Source organism: Nocardioides dokdonensis FR1436 (genome assembly GCF_001653335.1).
Classification (GTDB): Bacteria; Actinomycetota; Actinomycetes; order Propionibacteriales; family Nocardioidaceae; genus Nocardioides; species Nocardioides dokdonensis.
Genome location: NZ_CP015079.1, coordinates 2,633,789 through 2,656,063, shown reverse-complemented (window position 1 = coordinate 2,656,063; position 22,275 = coordinate 2,633,789). Strand labels below are relative to the sequence as shown.

Sequence of the window (22,275 nt, the reverse complement as noted above, 5' to 3'; positions counted from 1 at the left end):
GTCGCCCCGGCGAACTCACGGCGTCCGGCTCAGGTCAGCGGCACCACGTCGGGCGCGCCGAGGCGCGCTGCGTCGGCGGTCTCGTCGTCGGGCTGCTGCTGGCTCTCCCGCTCCGCGGCCACCCGCGCCCGGTAGTGCTCGATCTCGAGCTCGACCTGGTCGGCGCTCCAGCCCAGTGGTCCACTGACCAGCGCGGCGACCTCGTCGACCGAGCCCAGCCCCCGGTCGAAGGTCTCGATCGAGATGTGGGTGCGGCGGCACAGGATGTCGTCGAGGTGCCGGGCGCCCTCGTGGGTGGCGGCGTAGACGACCTCCACGCGCAGGTAGTCCGGGGCCCCGGCCAGCGGCTCGCCCAGCGACGGATCCTCGGCGACCATCGCGAGGAGCTGGTGGACCAGCGAGCCGTAGCGCCCCAGCAGGTGCTCGATGCGCACCTGGTGCAGCCCGGACTCGCTGGACAGGCGGTGCCGGGCGTTCCACAGCGCCTGGTAGCCCTCGGCTCCCAGCAGCGGCACGTCCTCGGTCACCGACGGCGGGACCTGCCGGTCGTCGTGGCGGACCATCCCGAAGACGGCCTCGTCGATGACGTCCTTGGCCATCACCCGGTACGTCGTGTACTTGCCGCCCGCGACGACGACCAGGCCGGGTGCGGGGTGGCCCACGGCGTGCTCGCGCGAGAGCTTGGAGGTCGCGTCGGACTCGCCCTCGAGCAACGGGCGCAGCCCGGCGTAGACGCCCTCGACGTCGTCGCGGGTCAACGGGGTCTCGAGCACGGCGTTGACGTGGTCGAGCAGGTAGTCGATGTCGGCGCTGCTGGCCGCGGGGTGGGCCCGGTCCAGCTCCCAGTCGGTGTCGGTGGTGCCGATGATCCAGTGCCGGCCCCACGGGATGACGAAGAGCACGGACTTCTCGGTGCGCAGGATCAGCCCGCTCTCCGACCGGATCCGGTCCTTGGGCACGACCAGGTGCACACCCTTGCTGGCCCGCACCCGGAAGACCCCGCGCTGCCCGCCGAGCGACTGCGTCTCGTCGGTCCAGACCCCGGTCGCGTTGACGACCTGCTTGGCGCGCACCGTGATGTGCTCGCCGCTCTCGAGGTCGTGCACCACCGCACCGGTGACCCGCTCCCCCTCACGCAGCAGCTCCACGACCCGGGCCCGGGAGGCGACGTGGGCGCCGTAGGCCGCGGACGTGCGGGCCAGGAACATCGTGTGCCGCGCGTCGTCGACCTGGGCGTCGTAGTAGTGCAGCGCCCCGACGAGGGCGTCCTTGCGCAGCGCCGGCACCAGCCTGCGCGCGCCCCGACGGGTGAGGTGGCGGTGCAGCGGCAGCCCGGAGCGGCCCGACAGGCGCGAGAGGACGTCGTACAGGGCGACGCCGGAGCCGGCGTAGAGACGCTCCCACCCGCGGTGCTGCAGCGGGTAGAGGAACCCGACCGGGCGGATCAGGTGCGGGGCCAGTCGCTGCATCAGCAGCCCGCGCTCCTTGAGCGCCTCCGCCACCAGTGCGAAGTCGAGCATCTCCAGGTAGCGCAGGCCACCGTGGATCAGCTTGCTGGAGCGGCTCGACGTGCCCGAGGCGAAGTCGCGGGCCTCGACCAGCCCGACGCGCAGTCCTCGGGTGGCGGCGTCGAGGGCGGCACCCGTGCCGACGACGCCTCCCCCGACCACGAGCACGTCGAGCTCCTGGGCGGCCATCTCGCGCAGGGAGCTGTCACGGAACTGCGGGGACAGGGCAACGGACTGCACGGGGCTCACTCACGCTCTCGGGTCTCAGGGGACTGCTGGACTGACCACGATGCCCGACGGGTGGGTGCCGGGCCCACCGGGTCACTCGACGTCGACCCAGTCCAGGGTGCGCTGGACGGCCTTGGTCCACATGGCGTGACCCTCGGCGCGCTGCTGGTCGTCCCACTGCGGGGACCAGCGCTTGCCCTCGTTCCACTTCTTGCGCAGCTCGTCGGTGCCCGACCAGAACCCGACGGCCAGGCCGGCGGCGTACGCCGCCCCGAGGCAGGTGGTCTCCGCGCACACGGGCCTGCTCACGTCGACGCCGAGGGTGTCGGCCTGGATCTGCATGCACAGCTCGTTGGCCGTCACCCCGCCGTCGACCTTGAGCACCTCGAGCTTCACCCCGGAGTCCTGCTCCATGGCCGCCACGACGTCGCAGCTCTGGTAGCAGATCGCCTCGAGCGTCGCCCGGGCCAGGTGGGCGTTGGTGTTGTAGCGCGAGAGCCCGACGATCGCGCCGCGGGCGTCGGAGCGCCAGTGCGGGGCGAAGAGGCCGGAGAAGGCGGGCACGAAGTAGACCCCGCCGTTGTCCTCGACCTGACGGGCCAGCGACTCGCTCTGCGACGCCCCGGAGATGATGCCGAGCTGGTCGCGCAGCCACTGCACCGCCGACCCGGTCACCGCGATCGAGCCCTCGAGCGCGTAGACGGGGGGTTCGTCGCCGAAGCGGTAGCAGATCGTCGTGAGCAGCCCGTGCTCGGAACGGATCAGCTCGGTGCCGGTGTTGAGGAGCATGAAGTTGCCGGTGCCGTAGGTGTTCTTGGCCTCGCCGGGCTCGAAGCAGACCTGCCCGACCGTGGCGGCCTGCTGGTCGCCGAGGATGCCGGTGATCGGCACCTCGCCGCCGAGCGGACCGTCGGCACGGGTGGTGCCGTAGCCCTCGGGCTCGCTGGAGGAACGGATCTCGGGCAGCATCGCGCGCGGGACGTCGAAGAGCGCGAGCAGCTCGTCGTCCCACTCGCAGGTCTCCAGGTCCATCAGCATCGTGCGGCTGGCGTTGGTGACGTCGGTGACGTGCACGCCCCCGTCGGTGCCGCCGGTGAGGTTCCAGATCAGCCACGAGTCGGTGGTGCCGAACAGCGCCTCCCCCTTCTCGGCGGCCTCGCGCACCCCGTCGACGTTCTCGAGGATCCACTGGATCTTGCCGCCGGCGAAGTAGGTGGCCGGCGGCAGCCCGGCGCGGTGCCGGATCAGGTCGCCGTGGCCGTCGCGCTCGAGCTTGGAGGCGATCTTGTCGGTGCGCGTGTCCTGCCACACGATCGCGTTGTAGTAGGGACGCCCGGTCGAGCGGTTCCACACCACCGTGGTCTCGCGCTGGTTGGTGATGCCGATCGCGGCCAGGTCCTCGGCGTGCAGCCCCGCCTTGCCCATCGCCTTCTGGATCACCGAGCGGGCGCGCTCCCAGATCTCCACCGGGTCGTGCTCGACCCAGCCGGCCTTCGGCATCACCTGCTCGTGCTCGAGCTGGTGTCGGGCCACCTCTTCGCCGTCGTGGTCGAAGATCATGAAGCGGGTGCTGGTCGTGCCCTGGTCTACGGCACCGATGTAGTCGGCCATGCTGTGCTCTCCTCAGGTGGCGGATCAGGTGGTGGGATCAGGTGGTGGGTCCGGCGGGACGTTCCGCGGCGGTCTCGGGGACCGGCTCCCCGACGGCCTCGTCACGCTCGGCCTCATCCTCGTCGGGCTCGAGGTGGATGTCGACGAGGTACTTGAACGCGGCCCCGCCCACGAGCGCGCCGAGCAGGGGCGCCACGATCGGCAACCAGAAGTACAGGTAGCCGTTCTGGTCGCGCAGCGCCCCGCCGTAGCCGGTGATGAGGGAGGCGATCCGGGGGCCGAAGTCACGCGCGGGGTTGATCGCGTAGCCGGCGTTGGCCCCCCAGGCCATCCCGATGGCGACCACGACGAGACCGATGATGAACGGGCCCAGGTTGGCCATCGGCGGGTTGTTCCAGGCGTTGGTCAGCGCGAAGACCAGGAAGACCAGGATCGCGGTGCCCACGACCTGGTCGAAGAACGCGGTCTGGATGGACGCCGGGCCGGAGCCGTTGCCGGGCAGCGTGGAGAAGACGAACTGGGTCTTGATGGTGTGCCCCGGGTCGACGCTCGCGAGCAGGTCGGCGTAGCCGACGCGCACGATCAGCGCCGCGACGAACGCGCCCAGCGTCTGCGCGACGACGTACGGCGCCACCTTGCGCCACTCGAAGCCCTTGAAGACCGCGAAGGCCAGGGTCACCGCCGGGTTCAGGTGCGCCCCGGAGATCCGGGCCGCGACGTAGACGCCCAGGGTGACGCCGAGGCCCCACGCCCAGGCGATGGAGTCGTGGTCGCCGAGCGACCCGTCGGGGGCCGTGACCACCTGGGCCACCACCCCCACCCCGAAGAGGATGAGGATCATCGTGCCGGCGAACTCGGCACACACCTCTCCCACGATGGCTGGTCTGGAGTGGCGTGACATCAGTCCTCCGAGCGGGTCGATGTGAGGTGCGTCACCTCTCTACCCATCTCGTCGGGGTTCTACACGTCAGGTCCTGCTGATGAGGATCCACAGGACGAGGGCGGTCACACCGACCACCACGAGCGCGGTCGAGACGACCCCGAGCAGCATGTAGCGCCCGAACCGGCGGGTGTGCGGGGCGACCAGCAGCCCCACCGGCAGCGCCAGGGCGACCAGCACGAAGGGGAACAGCGCGGTGGCGGTCTCGTCGTCGGTGACGGCGTTCAGCACCCCGGCGTAGACGCTGGGCACGACGAGCACGAACACCAGCCCGGTGAAGAACCCGGCCAGTGACGTGAAGACCGGGTGGTCGCGGTGCCACCGCCTCGGCGCTGCGTCGGTCTCGGCCGATCGCGAGGTCGCGGCGTCGTCGGTGTCCACCATCCGCTCAGTCTCGCACCCCGCCGCGGCCCTGGTCCTCAGGCGCGACCATCGCCACGACGAGCACGTCGGGCATCGCGAGGGCGCGCCAGCGCTCCAGGTCGGGCTCGGTGCCGCTCAGGGCTGCCGCCGCGAGCGTCCAGGCCGTGCCGTGACCGACGAGCACGACGTCCTGGTCCCGGTGCACGTCGGCGATCAGCTCGACGGCGGCCACGACGCGCTCGCGGCAGCGCGCCAGCGGCTCCCAGCCGTCGTACGCCGCCCGATCGGGGTCGGCGAACGCGCGCGCGACCGTGCCGGGGAGGTCCTCGATCCAGGCCGGACCGCGCTCGTGCTCGCGCAGGTCGTCGACGACGCCGACCTCGGCCTCGGTGAGCAGCTGGGCGGTGCCCACCGCCTTGGGCTCCGGGGAGCAGAACCACACCGCGCCGCGTGGCAGGCGCCCGGACTCGCGCAGCGCCCACACGTCGTCGAAGCCGGCCGGGTCGAGCTCCCAGGTGGCCGCCGGGGTCCCGGGCACGACCAGGGGCCGCCCGTGCCGGACCAGGTGCAGGCTCATGCCCGGAAGACGAGGTGGTGCAGCAGCAGCCAGACCGGGGCGATGGTGGCCAGCAACGAGTCGAGCCGGTCCATCAGGCCGCCGTGGCCCGGGATCACCTGGCTCATGTCCTTGATGCCCAGGTCGCGCTTGACGACCGACTCGCACAGGTCGCCCAGGGTCGCCATCACCGCCACGATCAGGCCGAGCAGCAGCCCGACCCACCAGCGGCCCTCGAGCAGCCACACCATCAGGCCGATGCCGGCGGCCACGCTGAAGACCACCGAGCCCACGAAGCCCTCCCACGACTTCTTGGGCGAGATGACCGGGGCCATCGGGTGCTTGCCGAACAGCACGCCGAACGTGTAGCCGCCGGTGTCGGAGAAGACGGTCACCGCGATGAACACGATGATCCCGCGCACGCCGTCGTTCTCGAGGCCGCCGCCGTACAGACCGCCCTCACGCAGCAGCAGCGCCACGAACGCCCCGAGGAAGGGCACGTAGACCAACGTGAACAGGGATGCGGAGGCGTCCTGGACGTAGCCGTCGATGCCGCGGCGCAGCAGCCACAGCATGGTCACCAGGGCGGTGACGGCCGTGGCCGTGACCAGGGCGTCGGCGCCGAAGACGTAGGCCACCACCACCATCACCGCACCGCCCAGCATCAGCGGCTCCTCGGGCAGGTCGATGCCCTTGGCGCTGAGCCCGCGACCGAGCTCCCAGATCGCGACGACGACCGCGACCACCACGATGACCATGAACGCGGTCTTCCACAGCAGCAGCGAGGCGAGGATCGCGCCGATCAGCACGAAGGCCGAGAGGAAGGCGGCGCGCAGGTCCCGGCCCGCCCGGCCGTGGTTCTTCACGGGGGCAGGCGAGGCCGTCGGGGGCGTCGGGGTCGTCATCTGCGCTGCTGCCTCGAGGTCCTCAGACCTCGATCAGCTCGGCTTCCTTGCTCTTGAGCATCTCGTCGATGGCGTCGGTGTGCTTCTTGGTGGTCACGTCGAGCTTCTTCTCGGCGCCGGTGACGTCGTCCTTGCCGACCTCGCCGTCCTTCTCGAGCTTCTCCAGGCCCTGCTTGGCGGCCCGGCGCAGGTTGCGGACCGCGACCCGGCCGTCCTCGGCCTTGGCGCGCGCGACCTTGATGTACTCCTTGCGGCGCTCCTCGGTCAGCTCGGGGAACACGCAGCGGATCATCTTGCCGTCGTCGGCGGGGTTCACGCCGAGGTCGGAGTCGCGGATGGCCCGCTCGATGCCCTTCATCGCGCTCTGGTCGAAGGGCGCGATGAGGATGACGCGCGCCTCGGGCGCGGTGAAGGAGGCCAGCTGCTGCAGCGGGGTCGGCGAGCCGTAGTAGTCGACGACGATCTTGCTGAACATCGAGGGGTGGGCGCGGCCGGCGCGGATCGCGGCGAACTCCTCGCGTGTCGCCTCCACCGACTTGCGCATCTTGGTGTCGGCCTCGTTGAGGATGTCGTTGATCACGGCTGCTCCTGGTGTCGTCGCGTACGTCGGTGGAAGGTCGGTGGGGTCAGTCGGCGCTGACCAGCGTCCCGATCTTCTCACCCTTGAGCACCCGCGGGATGTTGCCCTCGGGCTCCATGCCGAAGACCACCATCGGCAGCTTGTTCTCAGCGCACAGGGTGAAGGCCGTCTGGTCGACCACCTCGAGCTTGCGCTGGATGGCCTCGGTGTAGGTGATCGTGTCGAACTTGGTGGCGTTCGGGTCCTTGCGCGGGTCGGCGTCGTACACGCCGTCGACGCCGCTCTTGGCGAAGAACACCGCGTCGCACCGGCTCTCGAGCGCCCGCTGGACCGCGACGGTGTCGGTGGAGAAGAACGGCATGCCCATCCCCGCGCCGAAGATGACCACGCGCCCCTTCTCCATGTGCCGGATCGCGCGGCGCGGCACGTAGGGCTCGGCGACCTGGCCCATCGTGATCGCGGTCTGCACCCGGGTCTCGACGCCCATCTTCTCCAGGAAGTCCTGCAGCGCCAGGCAGTTCATGACGATGCCGAGCATGCCCATGTAGTCGGCGCGCACCCGGTCCATGCCGCGCTGCTGCAGCTCGGCGCCCCGGAAGAAGTTGCCGCCACCGGTCACCACGGCGATCTGGACACCCGAGCGGGCGACCTCGGCGATGTCGAGCGCGATCTTCTGCACGACGTCGGGGTCGACGCCGACCCGGCCGCCGCCGAAGACCTCGCCCGAGAGCTTGAGCAGGACACGCTGGTAGGGCTGGTTCGTGGGCTGGGTCGTCGGCTGGGTCATCGAGATTCCCTTCGTGGGGGTGTGGGCACAGCACGAAGGCCGGCCCGTTGATCCATCTGGTGGGGGATCAAGCGGACCGGCCTCCTTGGCGTCAGGTGCAACCTAGCGGATCAGTGCCTCTCAGGCACCGACCTCGAACCGGGCGAAGCGCTTGAGCGTGGTGCCGGACTCCTTGAGGACGGCCTCGACGCTCTTCTTGGCCTCGGTCACCGACGGCTGCTCCAGGAGGACGACCTCCTTGAAGAAGCCGTTGACCCGACCCTCGGTGATCTTGGCGATCGCCTGCTCGGGCTTGCCCTCCTCGCGCGACTTCTGCTCGGCGATGGAGCGCTCCTGGGCGACGACGTCCGCGGGGACCTCGTCGCGCGTGAGGTACTGCGGGCGCATCGCAGCGATCTGCATCGCAGCGCCGCGGGCGGCCTCGTCGGAGCCGTCGTACTCGACCAGGACACCCACGGCGGGCGGCAGGTCGGCGGCACGCTTGTGCATGTAGGTCACGACGGAGCCCTCGAAGTAGGCCACGCGGCCGAGCTCGATCTTCTCGCCGATCGTGATGGCGAGCTGCTCGACGACCTGACCGACGGTCTTGCCGTCGAGCGGGGCGGCCTTCAGCGCGTCGGCGTCAGCGGCCTTCGCCTCGTTGGCGGCCTCGGCGATCTTCTGGGCGGCGGCGACGAAGTCGGCGTTCTTGGCCACGAAGTCGGTCTCGGAGCGGAGCTCGACCAGCGCGCCACCCGCGGTGACGACGAGACCCGAGGAGGCCTCGCGCTCGGCGCCGCGCTTGGCGGCCTTGGCCTCACCCTTGACCCGCAGGATCTCGACGGCCTTGTCCAGGTCGCCCTCGGCCTCGGTCAGCGCCTTCTTGCAGTCCATCATGCCGGCGCCGGTCTGCTCGCGGAGCTTCTTGACGTCGGCCGCGGAGATGTTCGTCATTGACGTTCCGTCCCTCGAAGAGAAAGTGGTGGGAGTAGCAGGGAGAGCCCCGGGCGTACCGCCGTCCGCGAACCCGGGGGTTCGCGGACGGCGGTCAGCACAGAGCGATCAGGCCTTGGCCTCGTCCTTGACCTCGGGGGCGTCCGTGGCCGCGGGGGCCTCGGTCGCCTCGGGGGCCTCGGTGGTCTCCTCGGCCGCAGGGGCCTCGGTCGCCTCGGTCGTCTCAGCAGCGGCCTCGTCGGAGGCGGCGGCCTCGGTCGACGCGCCGGTGGCCTCGGAGGCGGCGGCGTCGTCGGCGGAGGTGGCCTTCTCGGCGGCCTTGTCGGCCTCGCCGGCCAGCAGCTCGCGCTCCCACTCGGCCAGCGGCTCGTCGGTGGTGCCGGAGGCCGACTCGGACTTGCCGCCCGAGCGGGCGATGAGGCCCTCGGCGACGGCGTCCGCGATGACGCGGGTCAGCAGCCCGACGGCGCGGATGGCGTCGTCGTTGCCCGGGATCGGGAAGTCGACCTCGTCCGGGTCGCAGTTGGTGTCCAGGATGCCGATGATGGGGATCCGCAGCTTGCGGGCCTCCTCGACAGCGAGGTGCTCCTTCTTGGTGTCGACGATCCACACGGCGGAGGGCACGCGGCCCATCTCGCGGATGCCGCCCAGGGTCTTGTCGAGCTTGTCGCGCTCCCGCTTCATCTGCAGGAGCTCCTTCTTCGTGCGGCCCGAGCCGGCCACCGCGTCGAAGTCGATCTCGTCGAGCTCCTTGAGGCGGTTGATCCGCTGGTGCACGGTCTGGAAGTTGGTGAGCATGCCACCGAGCCAGCGCTGGTTGACGTAGGGCATGCCCACGCGCGTCGCCTGCTCGGCGATCGCCTCCTGCGCCTGCTTCTTGGTGCCGACGAACATCACGGTGCCGCCCTTGGCGACGGTCTCCTTGATGAAGGCGTACGAGCGGTCGATGTAGCTCAGCGACTGCTGCAGGTCGATGATGTAGATGCCGTTGCGCTCGGTCATGATGAAGCGCTTCATCTTGGGGTTCCAACGACGGGTCTGGTGCCCGAAGTGGACGCCGCTCTCGAGGAGCTGGCGCATGGTCACAACTGCCATGGTGGTGTTCTCCTGTGGTGGAGGCGACTCCCGTCGGTGGCGTCCTTCAGGCCTGGTGGCCAGGACGCGCCGGGGTCACGCTCCGGTTGGGGTTTTCAGTTCACTGCGACCAGCGGGTGCCGGTCGCCCTGACGTCTGCGCGCGATCCCACCCGGATCTCCAGGCTCACGCCTGTCGGTCCGGGACCGAGGATCGTCGCCCACGGGTGGCCACTCCTCCTTGCGGAGGGGTGTCGCGGTCTGCGGACGTGCGAAGTCAATCCATGAGGATTGCGTCCGCCAGCGTACGCCAGTCCTGCCGGTGCCCGCCAATCCGTCGCAGGGCCGCCGGGCGCGCACACCGACCCCTCACGCGCCGCCCGTCCCCAGAGCGACGTTCGGCCTGCACGACGCGGCCCGTTCCGCCCGAGGCTGGACCGATGCTGCTCTCCCCCACCGCCACGCTGCTCGCCGCCCTGACCCTGTCCTGGTGGCCGTCGCTCGATCCCGGACCGGACCCGGTCGGGACCTGGCCGCTGCGGCCCGAGCCCGAGGTGGTCGAGGCGTTCCGCCCACCGTCCTCGCCCTACGGGCCGGGGCACCGCGGGGTCGACCTCCTGGGTCGCGCGGGCCAGCCGGTCCGGGCGGCGCTGGACGGCGAGGTCTCCTTCGCGGGCCGGATCGCGGGGCGCGGGGTCGTCGTGGTCTCCCACGGTGCGACGCGGACGACGTACGAACCGGTGGCGGCGAGCGCGAGCCTCGGCGACGCGGTGGTCGCCGGCGACGTGCTGGGCCGCCTCGAGGTGGCACCGTCGCACTGCGTCCCCCGCACCTGCCTGCACTGGGGCTGGATCGAGGGGGGTGGGACCTACGGCGACACCTACCTCGACCCGCTGCGCCTGGTCGGGCAGGGCCCCGTCCGTCTCCTCCCCCTCGAGGGCGCCCCGACCACCGCGACCCGGCCCACATGTCTCGCCGAGCCGGCGCGAACTGACCCCGGGGACCGGCTCCGGTCAGGCTCGGGGGTGTGCCTGCCGGTAGGCGGCGCGGAGCCGGTCGGTGGTGACATGGGTGTAGATCTGGGTGGTGGCCAGCGAGGCGTGGCCCAACAGCTCCTGCACGGAGCGCAGGTCGGCGCCGCCCTCGAGCAGGTGGGTGGCAGCCGTGTGCCGTAGGCCGTGCGGCCCCATGTCGGGGGCACCGGGCACGTCACCGACGGAGCGGTGCACCAGGGTGCGCACGGCTCGCTGGTCGATACGCTTGCCCCGGACGCCGAGGAAGAGCGCCGGGCCGGAGCCCTCGACGACCAGGTGGGGTCGCCCCTGCTTGGTCCAGAAGTCGAGAGCCCGGGCGGCGGGTCGCCCGAAGGGCACCATCCGCTCCTTGCGCCCCTTGCCGAGGACCCGTACGACGTTGCGCTCCCGGTCGACGTCGTCGACGTCGAGGCCGACCAGCTCACCGACGCGGATGCCGGTGGCGTAGAGCAGCTCGAGCATCGCGACGTCGCGCAGCCCGACGGGCCCGCCGTCGTCGGCGATCTCGGTGGCGGCGCGGATCAGCTCGTCGGCCTCGTCGCGGCGCAGCACCGGCGGCAGGGGCCGGTGGGCCTTGGGGCTGGCGAGGCTGGCGCCCGCGTCCTGCTCCGCCCGCCCGGTGCGGACCAGCCACGCGGTGAAGACCCGCGCGGCGCTGGCGCGACGCGCGATGGTCGTGCGCGAGCGGCCCAGGCTCTGCTGCTGGGCCAGCCAGCTGCGCAGGGTGCGCAGGTCGAGACGGGTGACGTCGTCGATCCCGAGCCGGCGCGCGTGCTCCAGCAGACCGGCGATGTCGGTCGTGTAGGCCCGCACCGAGTGCGGGGTGAGGTCCCGCTCGACGGCGAGGTGCTGCTCGTAGTCGCCCAGGAGCCGGACGAACGCCTCGGGCAGCAGCTCCACGTCGGCGTCGGTCATGCCCGGAGTCTAGGAAGCCGCTCGCTGCTCAGGGCAGAGCGAGCCCGGCGAGCCGCCAGCCGCTGCCCTCCTGACGCACTAGACCGACCTCCTGCAAGCGCTCCAGCACCGCGAGCACCGCAGTGGGCCCCACTCCCGCGGTGCGCGCGATCGAGTCGCTGGCGACCCCACGGGAGACGGGCACGGCGTCGAGCACCTGCCGGTCGACGAGGCTCAGCTGGTCGCGCAGCGTCTCGGGTCCGCGCGGGATCTCGAGCAGGTGCTGGCCCGCCTCGGCCACCATCTCCAGCACCTCGGGCCCGGAGGTCACCAGGTGGGCCGCACCGGCGCGGATCAGCTGGTGCACCCCCTGCGACTGGGCGGAGCCGACCGGGCCGGGCACCCCCATCACGGTGCGGTTGAGCTGCTGGGCCCAGTTGGCGGTGTTGAGCGCGCCGCTGCGCAGCGCCGCCTCGACGACCACCGTGCCACGGCTCAGGGCTGCGATGAGGCGGTTGCGGCTCAGGAAGCGCACCCGCATCGGCGACCAGCCGGGCGGCGCCTCGGAGATGACGGCGTGCCGGGCGGCGAGGTGCTCGATCAGGTCCCGGTGGGCCGAGGGGTAGATCCGGTCGGCGCCGCAGGCCAGCACCGCGACGGTGGAGGCGTCGCTGCCGAGGGCGCCGCGGTGGGCGGCCTGGTCGATGCCGAACGCCGCGCCCGAGATGATCGGATGCCCCTCGCGGGCGACGGTCGCGGCGATCTCGGCGGCGACCGATCCGCCGTACCCGGTGGCGGTCCGGGCCCCGACCACGGCGACCGACCCGGCGAGGGTGTCGAGGCGCTGCGGTCCGCGGACCCACAGCCCGACCGGCACTCCCCCGCGGCCCTGGACCCGGGGGTGCTCGAGGTCGGCGAGCTGGGTCGGCCACTCGTCGTCGGTGGGGATCACGAAGCGGATGCCCTGCCGGGCCGCCGTGGCCAGGACCCGCTCGGGCTCGAGCCCGTCGCTGCGGGCCTGGGTCTCGCCCTGCAGCTCGGCGAGGTCGGGGTGGCTGTCCGCGAGCTGCTGCAGCGTCTCGACGGCCCCGATGCTGCTCACGCTCGCGAGGAAGCCGGGGTGGCCGGGCTCGACGATGCGCGAGAGCGCGACGCGGGCGAGGCGGTCGTCCTGCCAGACCCGCATCAGGCACCTCGCTCGAGAGCGCTGAGCAGGAGCGGGGAGCCCGAGCGCAACCGCAGCGCCGTGTCGACCTCGGCGGCGCCGGGTCGGCGGTCGTCGTCGGTCTCGGCCGACAGGTCGAGCACGGTCCAGGCCAGGCGGTGCACGCGTACGGCGCCGCGGCTGCTGACCTCGCCCTGGTAGAGCCCGTCGTCCAGCAGGGCCTGCCCGTCCTCGCCCAGGGGCCAGCGCTCGCGCAGGGCGGCGCCGGGCACCTGCGAGTTCAGCCGCCAGGTGCAGCCGGCGTACCGACCTGCCTGTCGACGCCGGGCCCGGGTCACCCGGGCCCGCACGACCTCGGAGGTCTCCCGGACGGCAAGGGGATCCTGCCGTTCGTGGGGGCGCAGCGGGTCGACCTGGCGGGTGATGTCGATGCGGTCGGTGACCGGGCCGGTGACCTTGCGACGGTAGTCGCGCCGCACGGTCTCCCGGCAGCTGCAGCGGTTCGCGCCGGCAGCCGCGCGGAAGTCGCCGCAGGGGCAGGGGTTGGCGGCGAGCACCACCATTCCCCGCGCCGGAAGCGTCACCAGCTCCTCGGCGCGGGCCACGGTGATCTCACCGTTCTCCAGGGGCTCGCGCAGCGCCTCGATCACGTCGGCGCGGAAAAGCGGGAACTCATCCATCAGGAGCACGCCGCAGTGCGTCCTGCTCAGCTCACCGGGCCGGACCTGTCCGCTGCCACCACCGACGATGCTGGCCTTGCTCGCGTCGTGGTGCGGCGCGGCGTACGGCGGCCGCGTGAGCATGCCCCGCGCAGGGTCGAGGACGCCGGCCAGCGAATGGATGGCGGTCAGCTCGAGGGACTCCTCCGGGCCCAGGTCCGGGAGGATCGTCGGGATCCGCTCGGCGAGCGTGGTCTTGCCCGACCCCTTCGGCCCCTCCAGCAGCAGGTGGTGCCCGCCCGCGGCGGCGACCTCGGCGGCGTACCGCGCGTCGGCCATGCCGATGAGGTCGGACATGTCGACCTCGTCGTGCCGATGGGACCCGCGCCAGGTCAGCAGGCTGGCGCCGGACGAGGCGGCGACGGGGACGGCGTCGGGGACCTCGGCGCCGCTGAGCTGGGCGACCACCTGGCGCAGTGAGCGCATCCCGAAGACCGTCGTGCCGGGCACCATCGCGGCCTCGGCCGCCTGCGGTTCGGGCACGAAGACGGTGCGGATGCCGGACTCACGGGCCGCGAGCACCATCGGCAGCACCCCCGTGACCGAGCGCAACCCGCCGTCGAGGGTGAGCTCACCGATGAACAAGCAGCCGTCGAGGGCGGTCTCGGTGAGGGCGTCGTCGGCCGCCAGGACGGCCAGGGCCATGGCCAGGTCGAAGTGGGTGCCCCGCTTGCGCAGGTCGGCCGGGGACAACAGGATCGTGATCCGCTTGGTGGCCGGCCAGCCGAGCCCCGAGTTGATGATCGCCATCCGGACCCGGTCACGGGCCTCGTTGATCGCGATGTCGGGCCGTCCCACGAGCGTGGTGCCGACCTGACCCGGCGAGACGTCGGCCTGGACGTGGATCAGGTGTCCGACGGCGCCGTGCAGGGAGACAGTGCGGGCGGTCGCGAACGGCATCAGACCAGCCCCCGCACGTGCTCGACCTCAGCAGCGCCGCGGGCCGCGAGCCGGACCGCCACCAGGTCGACGCGCATCTCGGGCAGACGCACCTCGTGGGCGACCTGCCACTCCTCCCCCAGCCGCTGCAGCCGGGCGAGCTTCGCCGGGGTCACCGCCTCGTGCGGCGTGCCACCCTGCTCACCGGCCCGGGTCTTCACCTCGCACACCACCAGCACGTCGCCCTCGCGCAGCACGAGGTCGACCTCGCCCACCGGGCACCGCCAGTTGCGCTCCAGCAGGGTCATCCCCTGCGCCACGAGGTGGCGTGCCGCCACCTTCTCGCCATAGGCCCCCAGGGCCTGCCTGCTCGCTGCTGTCGCCGTCATCTCCGACCTCCTGGTCAGAGAGTTGCCGACCGGACAGTCTCAAGAAGGCGAAGGGGCGAACCTGTGCACCACCGGCTTTCCAACCATGAGTGTGGGAGGTTCCGGGCAAAGCAGTCCGGTCCCGGGCATGAAGGCAGCCCACTTCTGACGTCAGTCGGTTCTCACCCGCGAAGAACCGGCGCGTTGCATTTTGCATAAGGCTGGACTCGCACGTCCGCCCCAGCGAGCTGGAGGCCGAGTGCCCCGGAGAGGTCGCCAACCAGATCGTTCGTGGCGGTAATTACGGGAGCAACCACACCAGAGGCAAGGCCAGAGACTGCTGTCCCCACTAATCCGGTGGAGCCGAGTAACACGTCGACGAGGTCCGAGACTGTCCGCTCAAGCTGCTTCTTGAGAGGAGGCCCCAGGATAGGAACGTTGTTGATAGGCACGCCCATTAAGCGAAGGTCGCTGATCTTGATTCCCGTCGGGGCCGACAGCGTGGGGACCCCCAGGAGCGAGCCTCCGGAGATCTCTTTGACGGTCTTGTACGTGTCGGTCTTAGGGATGTCCCAAACCAGGTCCTCTGGCTCGTCAAGGGCAACGGGTGCCGCGGCCCCGATGCTCTGACTCGCGGCTAGGTCCAGCGTGACGAGGCCGGGGACTCCGGGAATAATCCCCGACCCGATACCGAGATCATTGGCCTCGATCTTCAATATCAGGCTCTGGCTCGCCGTTACAGCGTCGGTCTGGACCTCCACTGGGATCAGGTCGGGCCCGCATGTCACGTCTCCGAGGGTTCCGGTGGCCGCGCCGACCTCGGAGTGAACCGTTAGGTACCCACCAATGGTGACGGCGCCAGTTCCGGGGATGAGAGCCGGCACTGACGTTCCGACGTCCCCAGATACGTCGACCACGATCTGACCAGTCGACGCCTTGGCACCACTCCCGCCACAGGCCTGCCGCGGCCCTTCGATGATCGTCGTCTCCGTCTTCATAGGGACGCCGGGCAGCGCAACCACCAGGCCAGCGAAGTTTGTTTTGTTGGCGATGCTTGCGGCGCCCGCCACCAGGTCAAGCACGTTCAACTCGGCGTCCAAGGCACCTCCGCTGGCAGTCGTCAGGGCGACTAGACGGTCGAATTGGATCTCGATGTCACCGACCACCGAGGTTCTCGCCAAGTCATCGAGCAACTCGGCTGAAGCAGTATCGCCCTCGTTCCGCAGGACGAAGGCACTCGCGAGGAGGATGTCGTTGAGCGTGATGTCGGTTGCCGACGCCAGGCCCTCGATGCTTCCGACGTTGATTGTGGGGGCTGACATCAGGTCCAGCAACGAAACGTTCGCGTCGGCGAGACCTTGGTACCCGACGGCCGTCAAATCGCTGTTACCGAGGATCGGGTTCAGCAGCGCGACCACGGTCTCCGGTTCTTTGCTGAGCCCGGCGACCCAGGACCCGACCGAGAAGCAAGTGTTGGCCTCCGTCATGGCGTTCGCGGTGCGCACGGCTCCACCCGAGCCCGGCGCGAAGGCGAAGTCGATGCTGGTCGAGGCTTCGACGTGGACGGCGTTCGGAATTTCCGGGTAATCAATGGGCGAAAACTCCCCGGTAAGCAGGTTTACCTGGCCCATCTCGACCGTGACTGTCAGCGGGGAACCCGCGACGGTGGCTGTCAGCGTCTCCTGCTTCTGCTGGACACTGATGCCGGGGCTCGAATTGTCCTGAAGGTTGTGAGAAAGCGACTCCGCAAGCCCCGACCTCCATTCGTTGGCAGCTTTGATCACGGCGTGGCTGCGCCCGTCGAGATGCCGAACCATGTCGAGAGCGATGACGTCCGCAAGTGCCTGCATGTCGCGCCGGGCGACTCGCTGCATACCCAGGTCGACGGCGAAAGCTGCCATGACAATGAGCAACGTCATCGTCACAGCTAGGAACGGTGCGACCGCGCCACGCTCGTGGCGACTCCCCCCTTTCCCCAGAGCCATCAGCTGACCTCCGCCACAGCCGAATACGCCAGGTGCTCGGGCAAAGGCACCAGAGGGAATTTCGGAATCAATGGTTGGCTGGAGTAAAGATAGTCAAGCGTGACCACGGCGCAGTCCCGCGACAGGTCCGCAGGGCATGCCTTTACGACGACGCTGCATGTCATGGCACCGGTACCGCACACGACTCCATAGCTGTCGAGCGCCTGCTTGATAGCGTTGTTCGCGGCCGTTTGCTTCTCGCCTGTTGTGAAGGCCGCCGGGGCCACAGCGGCGGCCCGCGCCCCCTCTGCTGCCGCCTGACTGATCGCCTGACGGAAGCTGAGCATGTAGCCGTAGCTGATGATCCCGAAGACGAGCAGCAGGAGCAGCGGCACCACGAGCGCGAACTCGACCGCAGCAGCGCCGCGCTCACGCTCGCGCCGGTCCCCTCCGAACATGCTCCCCACCCGTCATCTCGACGGACTCCCCATCCGTCTCGACGACCATAGGGAGCCGTCGCGAGCCGCGGGTGGGTTCGCGGGGTCGTATGGCCCAGAAGGACTAGTCATCGTGGTCGCTCGGCCCCCTCGAGGGGTGGCGGAGGGCTCAGGTCTTGGGCGGGTCGAAGTCGGAGGACTGGAGCTCCTCGACGTTGACGTCCTTGAAGGTCAGCACCTTCACGTTCTTGGCGAAGCGGGCCGGGCGGTACATGTCCCACACCCACGCATCGCTCATCGAGACCTCGAAGAAGACGTCGCCCTGCTCCGTGCGCGCCTTCACGTCGACCTGGTTGCACAGGTAGAAGCGGCGGTCGGTCTCGACGACGTACTTGAAGATCGACACGACGTCGCGGTACTCGCGGTAGAGGGTGAGCTCCATCTCGGCCTCGTACTGCTCGAGCTCCTCGGCGCTCACACGTGCTCCTTCACTCGACCTCGTCCGCACTCGCCCACCCTGCTGGTGAGGTCGGCACTGGCATCGTAGACGCGTGGGACCACACTCGCAGGCGACTCCCCCGGGCCAGGGCCCACCGCTGCCCGGCCGACCGATCATGGACCAGTGGTGGCGCGACATCACGTTCCTGCACTGGCCCGTCGACCCCGCCGCGGTGGCGCCGCTGCTCCCGCGCGGCGTGCGCCCGGACCTGTACGACGGTGCCGCCTGGGTCGGTCTGATCCCGTTCCGCATGGTCGACGCGGGCGTGGGCGCCGGGCACCCCGTGCCGTGGCTGGGCAGCTTCCTCGAGACCAACGTGCGGCTCTACTCGACCGACGACCGCGGCCGCCACGGCGTCGTCTTCCGCTCGTTGGACGCCGACCGCCTGGCCGTCGTCGCCGGTGCCAACGCCGGATTCGGGGTGCCGTACAAGTGGGCACGGATGGCGGCGAAGGAGACCGACGACGGGTGGCGCTACGAGATGCGCCGCCGCACCGGCTCCCGGCCCCGCAGCCTCATCGACGTCGAGGTCGGCGCACCTGTCGAGCCGGACCCGCTCGAGCTGTTCCTCACCGCCCGCTTCGGCCTGCACACCTCGGTCCTGGGCCGCACCCTGTGGGTGCCGAACACGCACGGCCCGTGGCCGCTGCGCGGGGCCCGGCTCCGCGACCTGCACGACGAGCTCGTCAGCGCCGCCGGCCTGCCCGGGGTGGCCACCAGCGCGCCGGTCTCGGTCCTGCACTCCCCCGGCGTCCGCACCCAGTTCGGCCTCCCGCAGCCGCTGTGACCGGGCCCGCCGGACTCCAGCACCCACCTCGGGACCGACGCCGTCGCCGAAGTGCTGAGCAAACGTCGGCCCGGGTGGCTCCGGCCACGCTCAGGCAGCGGTGACGACCCTGCCTTTGCTCAGCAGCTCGGCGACGAGTCAGACCAGCCCGGCGGCGCGGCGCACGTTGACGAACCGCATCCGGTGCACCGGCGAGGGGCCGTGCTCGGCCAGCGCCCGGGTGTGGGTGTCGGTGATGTAGCCCTTGTGCGTCTTGAAGTCGTACGCCGGCCACTCACCGTCGAGCTCACGCATCAGGCGGTCGCGGGTCACCTTCGCCAGCACGGAGGCCGCCGAGATGCAGGCGGCGACCCGGTCGCCCTTCCAGACCGCGAGGCCGGGCACGCCGAGGCCGTCGACGGGGAAGCCGTCGGTGAGCACGTAGTCGGCCGGCACGTCGAGCAGCGCCACGGCCCGGCGCAGCGCCTCGATGTTGGCCACGTGCATGCCCAGCCGGTCGCACTCCTCGTGCGAGAGCACCACCACCGACCAGGCCACGGCGCGGCGCACCACCTGGTCGTAGCAGCGCTCGCGCGCCTTCTCCGTCAGCAGCTTGGAGTCGGCGAGACCGGGCACGATGCCCGCGCGGCCCGGCGGCAGGATGCAGGCACCGGCGACCAGCGGTCCGGCGCAGGCCCCGCGCCCCGCCTCGTCGACGCCGGCGATCGTCTCGATGCCGTGGCGGCGCAGGGCGCGCTCGTAGCCGTAGAGCCCGGCATCACGCCGGACGGTGGACCCTCGGGGCAGGACGGACATCGGCTCAGGGGGCGTCGGGCACGTCGTCGAACGCGTCGACCTCGTCGGGGCGACCGAAGCGGTCGGTGGGCCACAGCAGCAGCCACACCTTGCCGACCACCAGGTCCGTGGGCACGAACTCGTCGCCGGGCACGCAGTCGGTCTCGTCCTCGAGGCACATGTGGACGGTCGAGTCGGCCGAGCGGCCGCGGTTGTCGCCCATCACGAAGACCGACCCCTTCGGCACCGGCCCGGCCTTCCAGCTGCAGTTGCCGGTCATCGGGCCACGGCAGCCGCGCACGCGCTGGTCCTCGAGCACGTAGTCGTCCTCGTCCAGCGCGACCCCGTTGACCGTGAGCCGCTTCTCGCTGTCGCAGCACTCGATGACGTCGCCCTCGACGCCCACCACCCGCTTGACCAGGTAGCCGGTGTCCGGCATCAGCCCGATGGCGGCCAGGGTGGAGGAGACGGGGTTGCCCGGCTCCTCGACCTCACCGGCGTTCAGCCAGCCGCCCGGGTCCTCGAACACCACGACGTCGCCGCGCTCGACCTCGCCGCCGAACCAGCCCGACCACTTCTCCACCAGAATCCGGTCGTCCTCGACGAGACCGGGCTCCATGGACTCCGAGGGGATGTAGAACGCCTGCACGACGAACGTCTTGAGCAGGACCGCCAACACCACGGCCAGCCCCAGCAGCAGGAGCGACTCCTGCCACACGGGCAGCCCGCCGCGCTGGTGCTTCTGCCGGGCCGCGGCCACGCGCTCGGCCGGGGACGGGACGACCCCGTCGGCCACGGTGGTCGGGCCGGCGGGGTCGCGGTCGTCGCTGCTCACGCGGCGAGTGTAAGGCTGAGGTCGCGGATCAGAAGTCGCGACGCTCCTTGATCTTGGCGGCCTTGCCGCGCAGGTTGCGCAGGTAGTACAGCTTGGCGCGACGCACGTCACCGCGGGTCACGACCTCGACGGTCTCGAAGATCGGGGAGTGCAGCGGGAAGGTGCGCTCGACACCGACGCCGAAGGAGACCTTGCGGACGGTGAAGGTGCGACCCACGCCGGCACCGTGCATGCGGATGACGACGCCCTGGAAGATCTGGACACGCGCGCGGGTGCCCTCGACGACCTTGACGTGGACCTTGACGGTGTCACCGGCACGGAAGTGCGGGATGTCGTCGCGCTTGAGCTCGTTGCCGAGCTGGGCGACCAGGATGTTGGGCATGTTGTCTCCTCGCGAGTGCCACAGATCAGCCGCGGAATCAGGTGGTGCGTGAACGGGGTCGGTACGTCGACTTCTCCGGCTGCGTGGGCCGCCCTCTGTGGCAGGCGTCCGACGCGGGTCCCCCGTGCGTTCCTCGGGGCGGCCCTCCGGTCCGACAGGACCAGCGTCCGAGTCTGCCACAACGGAGGCGGCGCCCCGAAATCAGACTGGGGCCACCGAGGACCGGCCGCGGATCAGCCGCGGGCGGTGCGCCGGCGCTGCTTGGTGAGCACCGCAGGCCCGGACGGCCCGTCGAGGACCTCGCGGATCCGGTAGCCGGCGCGCTTGTAGCGACGCAGGTTGGTCTCGCTGCCCTTCCCCGTGTGCAGCAGGTACGTCGAGGCCGCGGGCGGGGCGACCCGCTCGGCGTGCTCGAGGAGCACCCGGCCCAGCCCGCGTCCCCGCAGGTCCGGGGCCACCATCAGCCGGCCGATCTGCCACGTGGTGCCCTCGAGGCGCCCCCGGACCGAGCCCACGAGCCGGCCGCCGGCGCGCACGACGTAGGTGTCCCACTCCGTCAGGGCGGCGACGGCGTCCTCGACCCCCTCCTGCAGCGGGGGGATCGTCAGGTCGTCGTGGACCAGCGCCTCCTCGACCCAGCAGGCCAGGGTCAGCACGTGCAGCTCGGCGGCGTCGGAGGGCACGGCCGGGACTACCTGCCACTGCCCCGCGGCGTGGCTGGGGTGCAGCAGGTCGGGGCGCCGCTCGGCGGTGCGCTGCACGGCCTGCTCGTGGCGCCAGGCGGCGATGGCGGCGTGGTTGCCGCTCAGCAGCACCGGCGGGACCTCGTGGTCGCGCCAGGTCGCGGGCTTGGTGTAGACGGGGTACTCCAGCAGCCCCTGCTCGTGGGACTCCTCCTCCAGCGACGCCGCGTTGCCCATGAAGCCCGGCAGCAGCCGCACGACGGCCTCGGTGACGGCCAGCGCGGCCACCTCCCCGCCGTTGAGGACGTAGTCGCCCAGGGAGATCTCCACGACCTCCTCGACGTCCGGGCGCGAGCGGGCGTGGTCGATGACCCGCTGGTCGATGCCCTCGTAGCGCCCGCACGCGAACAGCAGCCGCGACCGGGTGGCCAGCTCGCGGGCCAGCGCCTGGGTCAGCGGCCGCCCGGCGGGGCTGGGCACCACGACTGTCGCCGCTCCCCCGCCCACCGACGGGCCCAGCAGGTCGTCGAGCGCCTCGCCCCACGGCTCGGGGCGCATCACCATGCCCGCGCCACCGCCGTACGGGGTGTCGTCGACGGTCCGGTGCCGGTCGTGGGTCCAGTCGCGCAGGTCGTGGACGTGCATCTCGACCAGGCCCCGGGTCGCGGCGCGGCCGGGCAGCGAGAGCCCGAGCGGTGCGAGGTAGTCGGGGAAGATCGTGAGGTAGTCGAGACGCACGGGGTTCAGGCGTCCTCGGGCAGCGGCGCGACCAGTCCCGGACGGTCCGCCACGACGACCCGACGGGCCTCGAGGTCGACCTCGGGCACCAGCACGGCCACGAACGGCACGAGGGTGTCGCGCCCGTCGAGCGCCCGGATCCCGAGCAGGTCCTGGGAGCCGCCGTGCACCACGGTGGTCACCACGCCGAGCGGGGCGCCCTCGAGGTCGACGACGTCGAGACCGACCAGCTGGTGGTCGTAGTACTCGTCGGGGTCCGCGGGCGTCGCGTCGACGCGCAGCTGCGCGTGCAGCACGATGCCGCGGACCGCCTCGGCCTCGTTGCGGTCGCCGATCTCCTCGAACGTCGCGAGCAGCACCCCCTGGTGCCAGCGGGTGCGGGCCACCGTGAGCGTGCGGAAGGTGGTCGTGGAGTCCCGCGGCTTCTCGACCTCGAGCACCGCCCCGACCGCGAACCGGTGCTCGGGCTCGTCGGTGCGCACGTCGACCGTGAGCTCGCCCTTGAGCCCGTGCGGCTTGCCGAGCCGACCCACGACCACGTCGATGGTCTCCACCGCTGCCTCCTGAAGTGCGTATGAGAGATGAGTGCCGCCAAATGACGTCGACCCGCCCGAGCTGCCCCGGACGGGTCGA

Annotated in this window: 23 protein-coding genes and 2 pseudogenes; 2 read left to right on the top strand and 23 right to left on the bottom strand. The window is 71.1% G+C overall.

Annotated features, from left to right (window positions below):
• Positions 1-29: 29 nt before the first annotated feature.
• From I601_RS12605 to rpsB, 10 genes are all read right to left on the bottom strand, one after another.
• Positions 30-1,748, bottom strand: coding sequence for a glycerol-3-phosphate dehydrogenase/oxidase (locus I601_RS12605; RefSeq protein WP_068110235.1), 1,719 nt, complete (start codon positions 1,746-1,748; stop codon positions 30-32).
• 81 nt (positions 1,749-1,829) lie between these two features.
• The gene (glpK, locus tag I601_RS12600; RefSeq protein ID WP_068110231.1) at positions 1,830-3,347 is read right to left on the bottom strand and encodes a glycerol kinase GlpK; all 1,518 of its coding nucleotides are present in this window, start codon (positions 3,345-3,347) and stop codon (positions 1,830-1,832) included.
• A gap of 37 nt (positions 3,348-3,384) precedes the next feature.
• Entirely contained in the window at positions 3,385-4,221 is an 837-nt protein-coding gene (locus I601_RS12595) for an MIP/aquaporin family protein (RefSeq protein ID WP_237089396.1), read from the bottom strand.
• A 93-nt stretch (positions 4,222-4,314) separates the two neighbouring features.
• Positions 4,315-4,671 (bottom strand): hypothetical protein, encoded by a 357-nt coding sequence (locus I601_RS12590; protein ID WP_237089395.1) that lies wholly within the window; start codon positions 4,669-4,671, stop codon positions 4,315-4,317.
• A 4-nt stretch (positions 4,672-4,675) separates the two neighbouring features.
• On the bottom strand, positions 4,676-5,227 hold the full coding sequence (locus tag I601_RS12585) for a histidine phosphatase family protein (protein WP_068110228.1): 552 nt from the start codon (positions 5,225-5,227) through the stop codon (positions 4,676-4,678).
• Positions 5,224-6,072, bottom strand: coding sequence for a phosphatidate cytidylyltransferase (locus I601_RS12580; RefSeq protein ID WP_237089394.1), 849 nt, complete (start codon positions 6,070-6,072; stop codon positions 5,224-5,226). Before I601_RS12580 ends, I601_RS12585 begins: the two co-directional genes overlap by 4 nt.
• Positions 6,073-6,133: 61 nt before the next feature.
• A complete protein-coding gene (gene frr, locus I601_RS12575) occupies positions 6,134-6,688 on the bottom strand; it encodes a ribosome recycling factor (protein ID WP_068114844.1) in 555 nt (184 codons plus the stop codon).
• Between the two features lie 49 nt (positions 6,689-6,737).
• Positions 6,738-7,478 carry a UMP kinase gene (gene pyrH, locus I601_RS12570; protein ID WP_068110223.1) on the bottom strand — a complete coding sequence of 247 codons (741 nt, stop codon included), beginning with the start codon at positions 7,476-7,478 and terminating at the stop codon, positions 6,738-6,740.
• A gap of 120 nt (positions 7,479-7,598) precedes the next feature.
• The gene (gene tsf / locus I601_RS12565) at positions 7,599-8,411 is read right to left on the bottom strand and encodes a translation elongation factor Ts (RefSeq protein ID WP_068110221.1); all 813 of its coding nucleotides are present in this window, start codon (positions 8,409-8,411) and stop codon (positions 7,599-7,601) included.
• Positions 8,412-8,519: 108 nt separating this feature from the next.
• Positions 8,520-9,506, bottom strand: a complete 987-nt coding sequence (gene rpsB / locus I601_RS12560; protein WP_068110218.1) for a 30S ribosomal protein S2 — start codon at positions 9,504-9,506, stop codon at positions 8,520-8,522.
• Between rpsB and I601_RS21935 the strand changes: the two are divergent.
• Positions 9,394-10,329 (top strand): annotated as a pseudogene (locus I601_RS21935) (M23 family metallopeptidase); the annotation flags it as partial. The gene rpsB and the pseudogene I601_RS21935 sit on opposite strands and share 113 nt — an antisense overlap.
• Positions 10,330-10,497: 168 nt before the next feature.
• On the opposite strand, the gene I601_RS12555 reads toward I601_RS21935, so the two are convergent.
• From I601_RS12555 to I601_RS12525, 7 genes are all read right to left on the bottom strand, one after another.
• Positions 10,498-11,433 carry a tyrosine recombinase XerC gene (locus tag I601_RS12555; RefSeq protein WP_068110215.1) on the bottom strand — a complete coding sequence of 312 codons (936 nt, stop codon included), beginning with the start codon at positions 11,431-11,433 and terminating at the stop codon, positions 10,498-10,500.
• Between the two features lie 28 nt (positions 11,434-11,461).
• The gene (dprA, locus tag I601_RS12550) at positions 11,462-12,598 is read right to left on the bottom strand and encodes a DNA-processing protein DprA (protein ID WP_068110212.1); all 1,137 of its coding nucleotides are present in this window, start codon (positions 12,596-12,598) and stop codon (positions 11,462-11,464) included.
• Positions 12,598-14,196, bottom strand: coding sequence for a YifB family Mg chelatase-like AAA ATPase (locus tag I601_RS12545; protein WP_068110209.1), 1,599 nt, complete (start codon positions 14,194-14,196; stop codon positions 12,598-12,600). The genes dprA and I601_RS12545 overlap by 1 nt, the downstream gene beginning before the upstream one ends.
• Positions 14,196-14,564, bottom strand: coding sequence for a YraN family protein (locus tag I601_RS12540; protein ID WP_068110206.1), 369 nt, complete (start codon positions 14,562-14,564; stop codon positions 14,196-14,198). Before I601_RS12540 ends, I601_RS12545 begins: the two co-directional genes overlap by 1 nt.
• A 161-nt stretch (positions 14,565-14,725) precedes the next feature.
• On the bottom strand, positions 14,726-16,528 hold the full coding sequence (locus tag I601_RS12535; RefSeq protein WP_084527541.1) for a pilus assembly protein TadG-related protein: 1,803 nt from the start codon (positions 16,526-16,528) through the stop codon (positions 14,726-14,728).
• A complete protein-coding gene (locus I601_RS12530) occupies positions 16,528-16,965 on the bottom strand; it encodes a TadE/TadG family type IV pilus assembly protein (RefSeq protein WP_068114842.1) in 438 nt (145 codons plus the stop codon). Before I601_RS12530 ends, I601_RS12535 begins: the two co-directional genes overlap by 1 nt.
• 148 nt (positions 16,966-17,113) lie before the next feature.
• Positions 17,114-17,422, bottom strand: a complete 309-nt coding sequence (locus tag I601_RS12525; RefSeq protein WP_068110197.1) for a DUF2469 domain-containing protein — start codon at positions 17,420-17,422, stop codon at positions 17,114-17,116.
• 73 nt (positions 17,423-17,495) lie between these two features.
• Between I601_RS12525 and I601_RS12520 the strand changes: the two genes are divergently transcribed.
• Positions 17,496-18,230 (top strand): YqjF family protein, encoded by a 735-nt coding sequence (locus I601_RS12520; protein ID WP_237089393.1) that lies wholly within the window; start codon positions 17,496-17,498, stop codon positions 18,228-18,230.
• Between the two features lie 138 nt (positions 18,231-18,368).
• Here the strand turns inward: I601_RS12520 and I601_RS12515 are convergent, their stop codons facing one another.
• The 6 genes and pseudogenes from I601_RS12515 to rimM all read right to left on the bottom strand — a co-directional run bounded on the left by I601_RS12515 (position 18,369) and on the right by rimM (position 22,196).
• The gene (locus tag I601_RS12515) at positions 18,369-19,025 is read right to left on the bottom strand and encodes a ribonuclease HII (RefSeq protein WP_068110192.1); all 657 of its coding nucleotides are present in this window, start codon (positions 19,023-19,025) and stop codon (positions 18,369-18,371) included.
• A 4-nt stretch (positions 19,026-19,029) separates the two neighbouring features.
• Positions 19,030-19,839, bottom strand: a complete 810-nt coding sequence (gene lepB, locus I601_RS12510; RefSeq protein WP_237089392.1) for a signal peptidase I — start codon at positions 19,837-19,839, stop codon at positions 19,030-19,032.
• Positions 19,840-19,867: 28 nt separating this feature from the next.
• Entirely contained in the window at positions 19,868-20,221 is a 354-nt protein-coding gene (gene rplS, locus I601_RS12505) for a 50S ribosomal protein L19 (protein WP_068110187.1), read from the bottom strand.
• Positions 20,222-20,454: 233 nt separating this feature from the next.
• Positions 20,455-20,877: a GNAT family N-acetyltransferase gene (locus I601_RS21705; protein ID WP_335582191.1), complete on the bottom strand. Its 423-nt coding sequence runs from the start codon at positions 20,875-20,877 to the stop codon at positions 20,455-20,457.
• Between the two features lie 72 nt (positions 20,878-20,949).
• Positions 20,950-21,642: pseudogene (trmD, locus tag I601_RS21700) on the bottom strand (tRNA (guanosine(37)-N1)-methyltransferase TrmD); the annotation flags it as partial.
• Positions 21,643-21,647: 5 nt separating this feature from the next.
• Complete coding sequence (rimM, locus tag I601_RS12495) at positions 21,648-22,196, bottom strand: ribosome maturation factor RimM (RefSeq protein ID WP_068110178.1); 549 nt, start codon at positions 22,194-22,196, stop codon at positions 21,648-21,650.
• Positions 22,197-22,275: the final 79 nt, after the last annotated feature.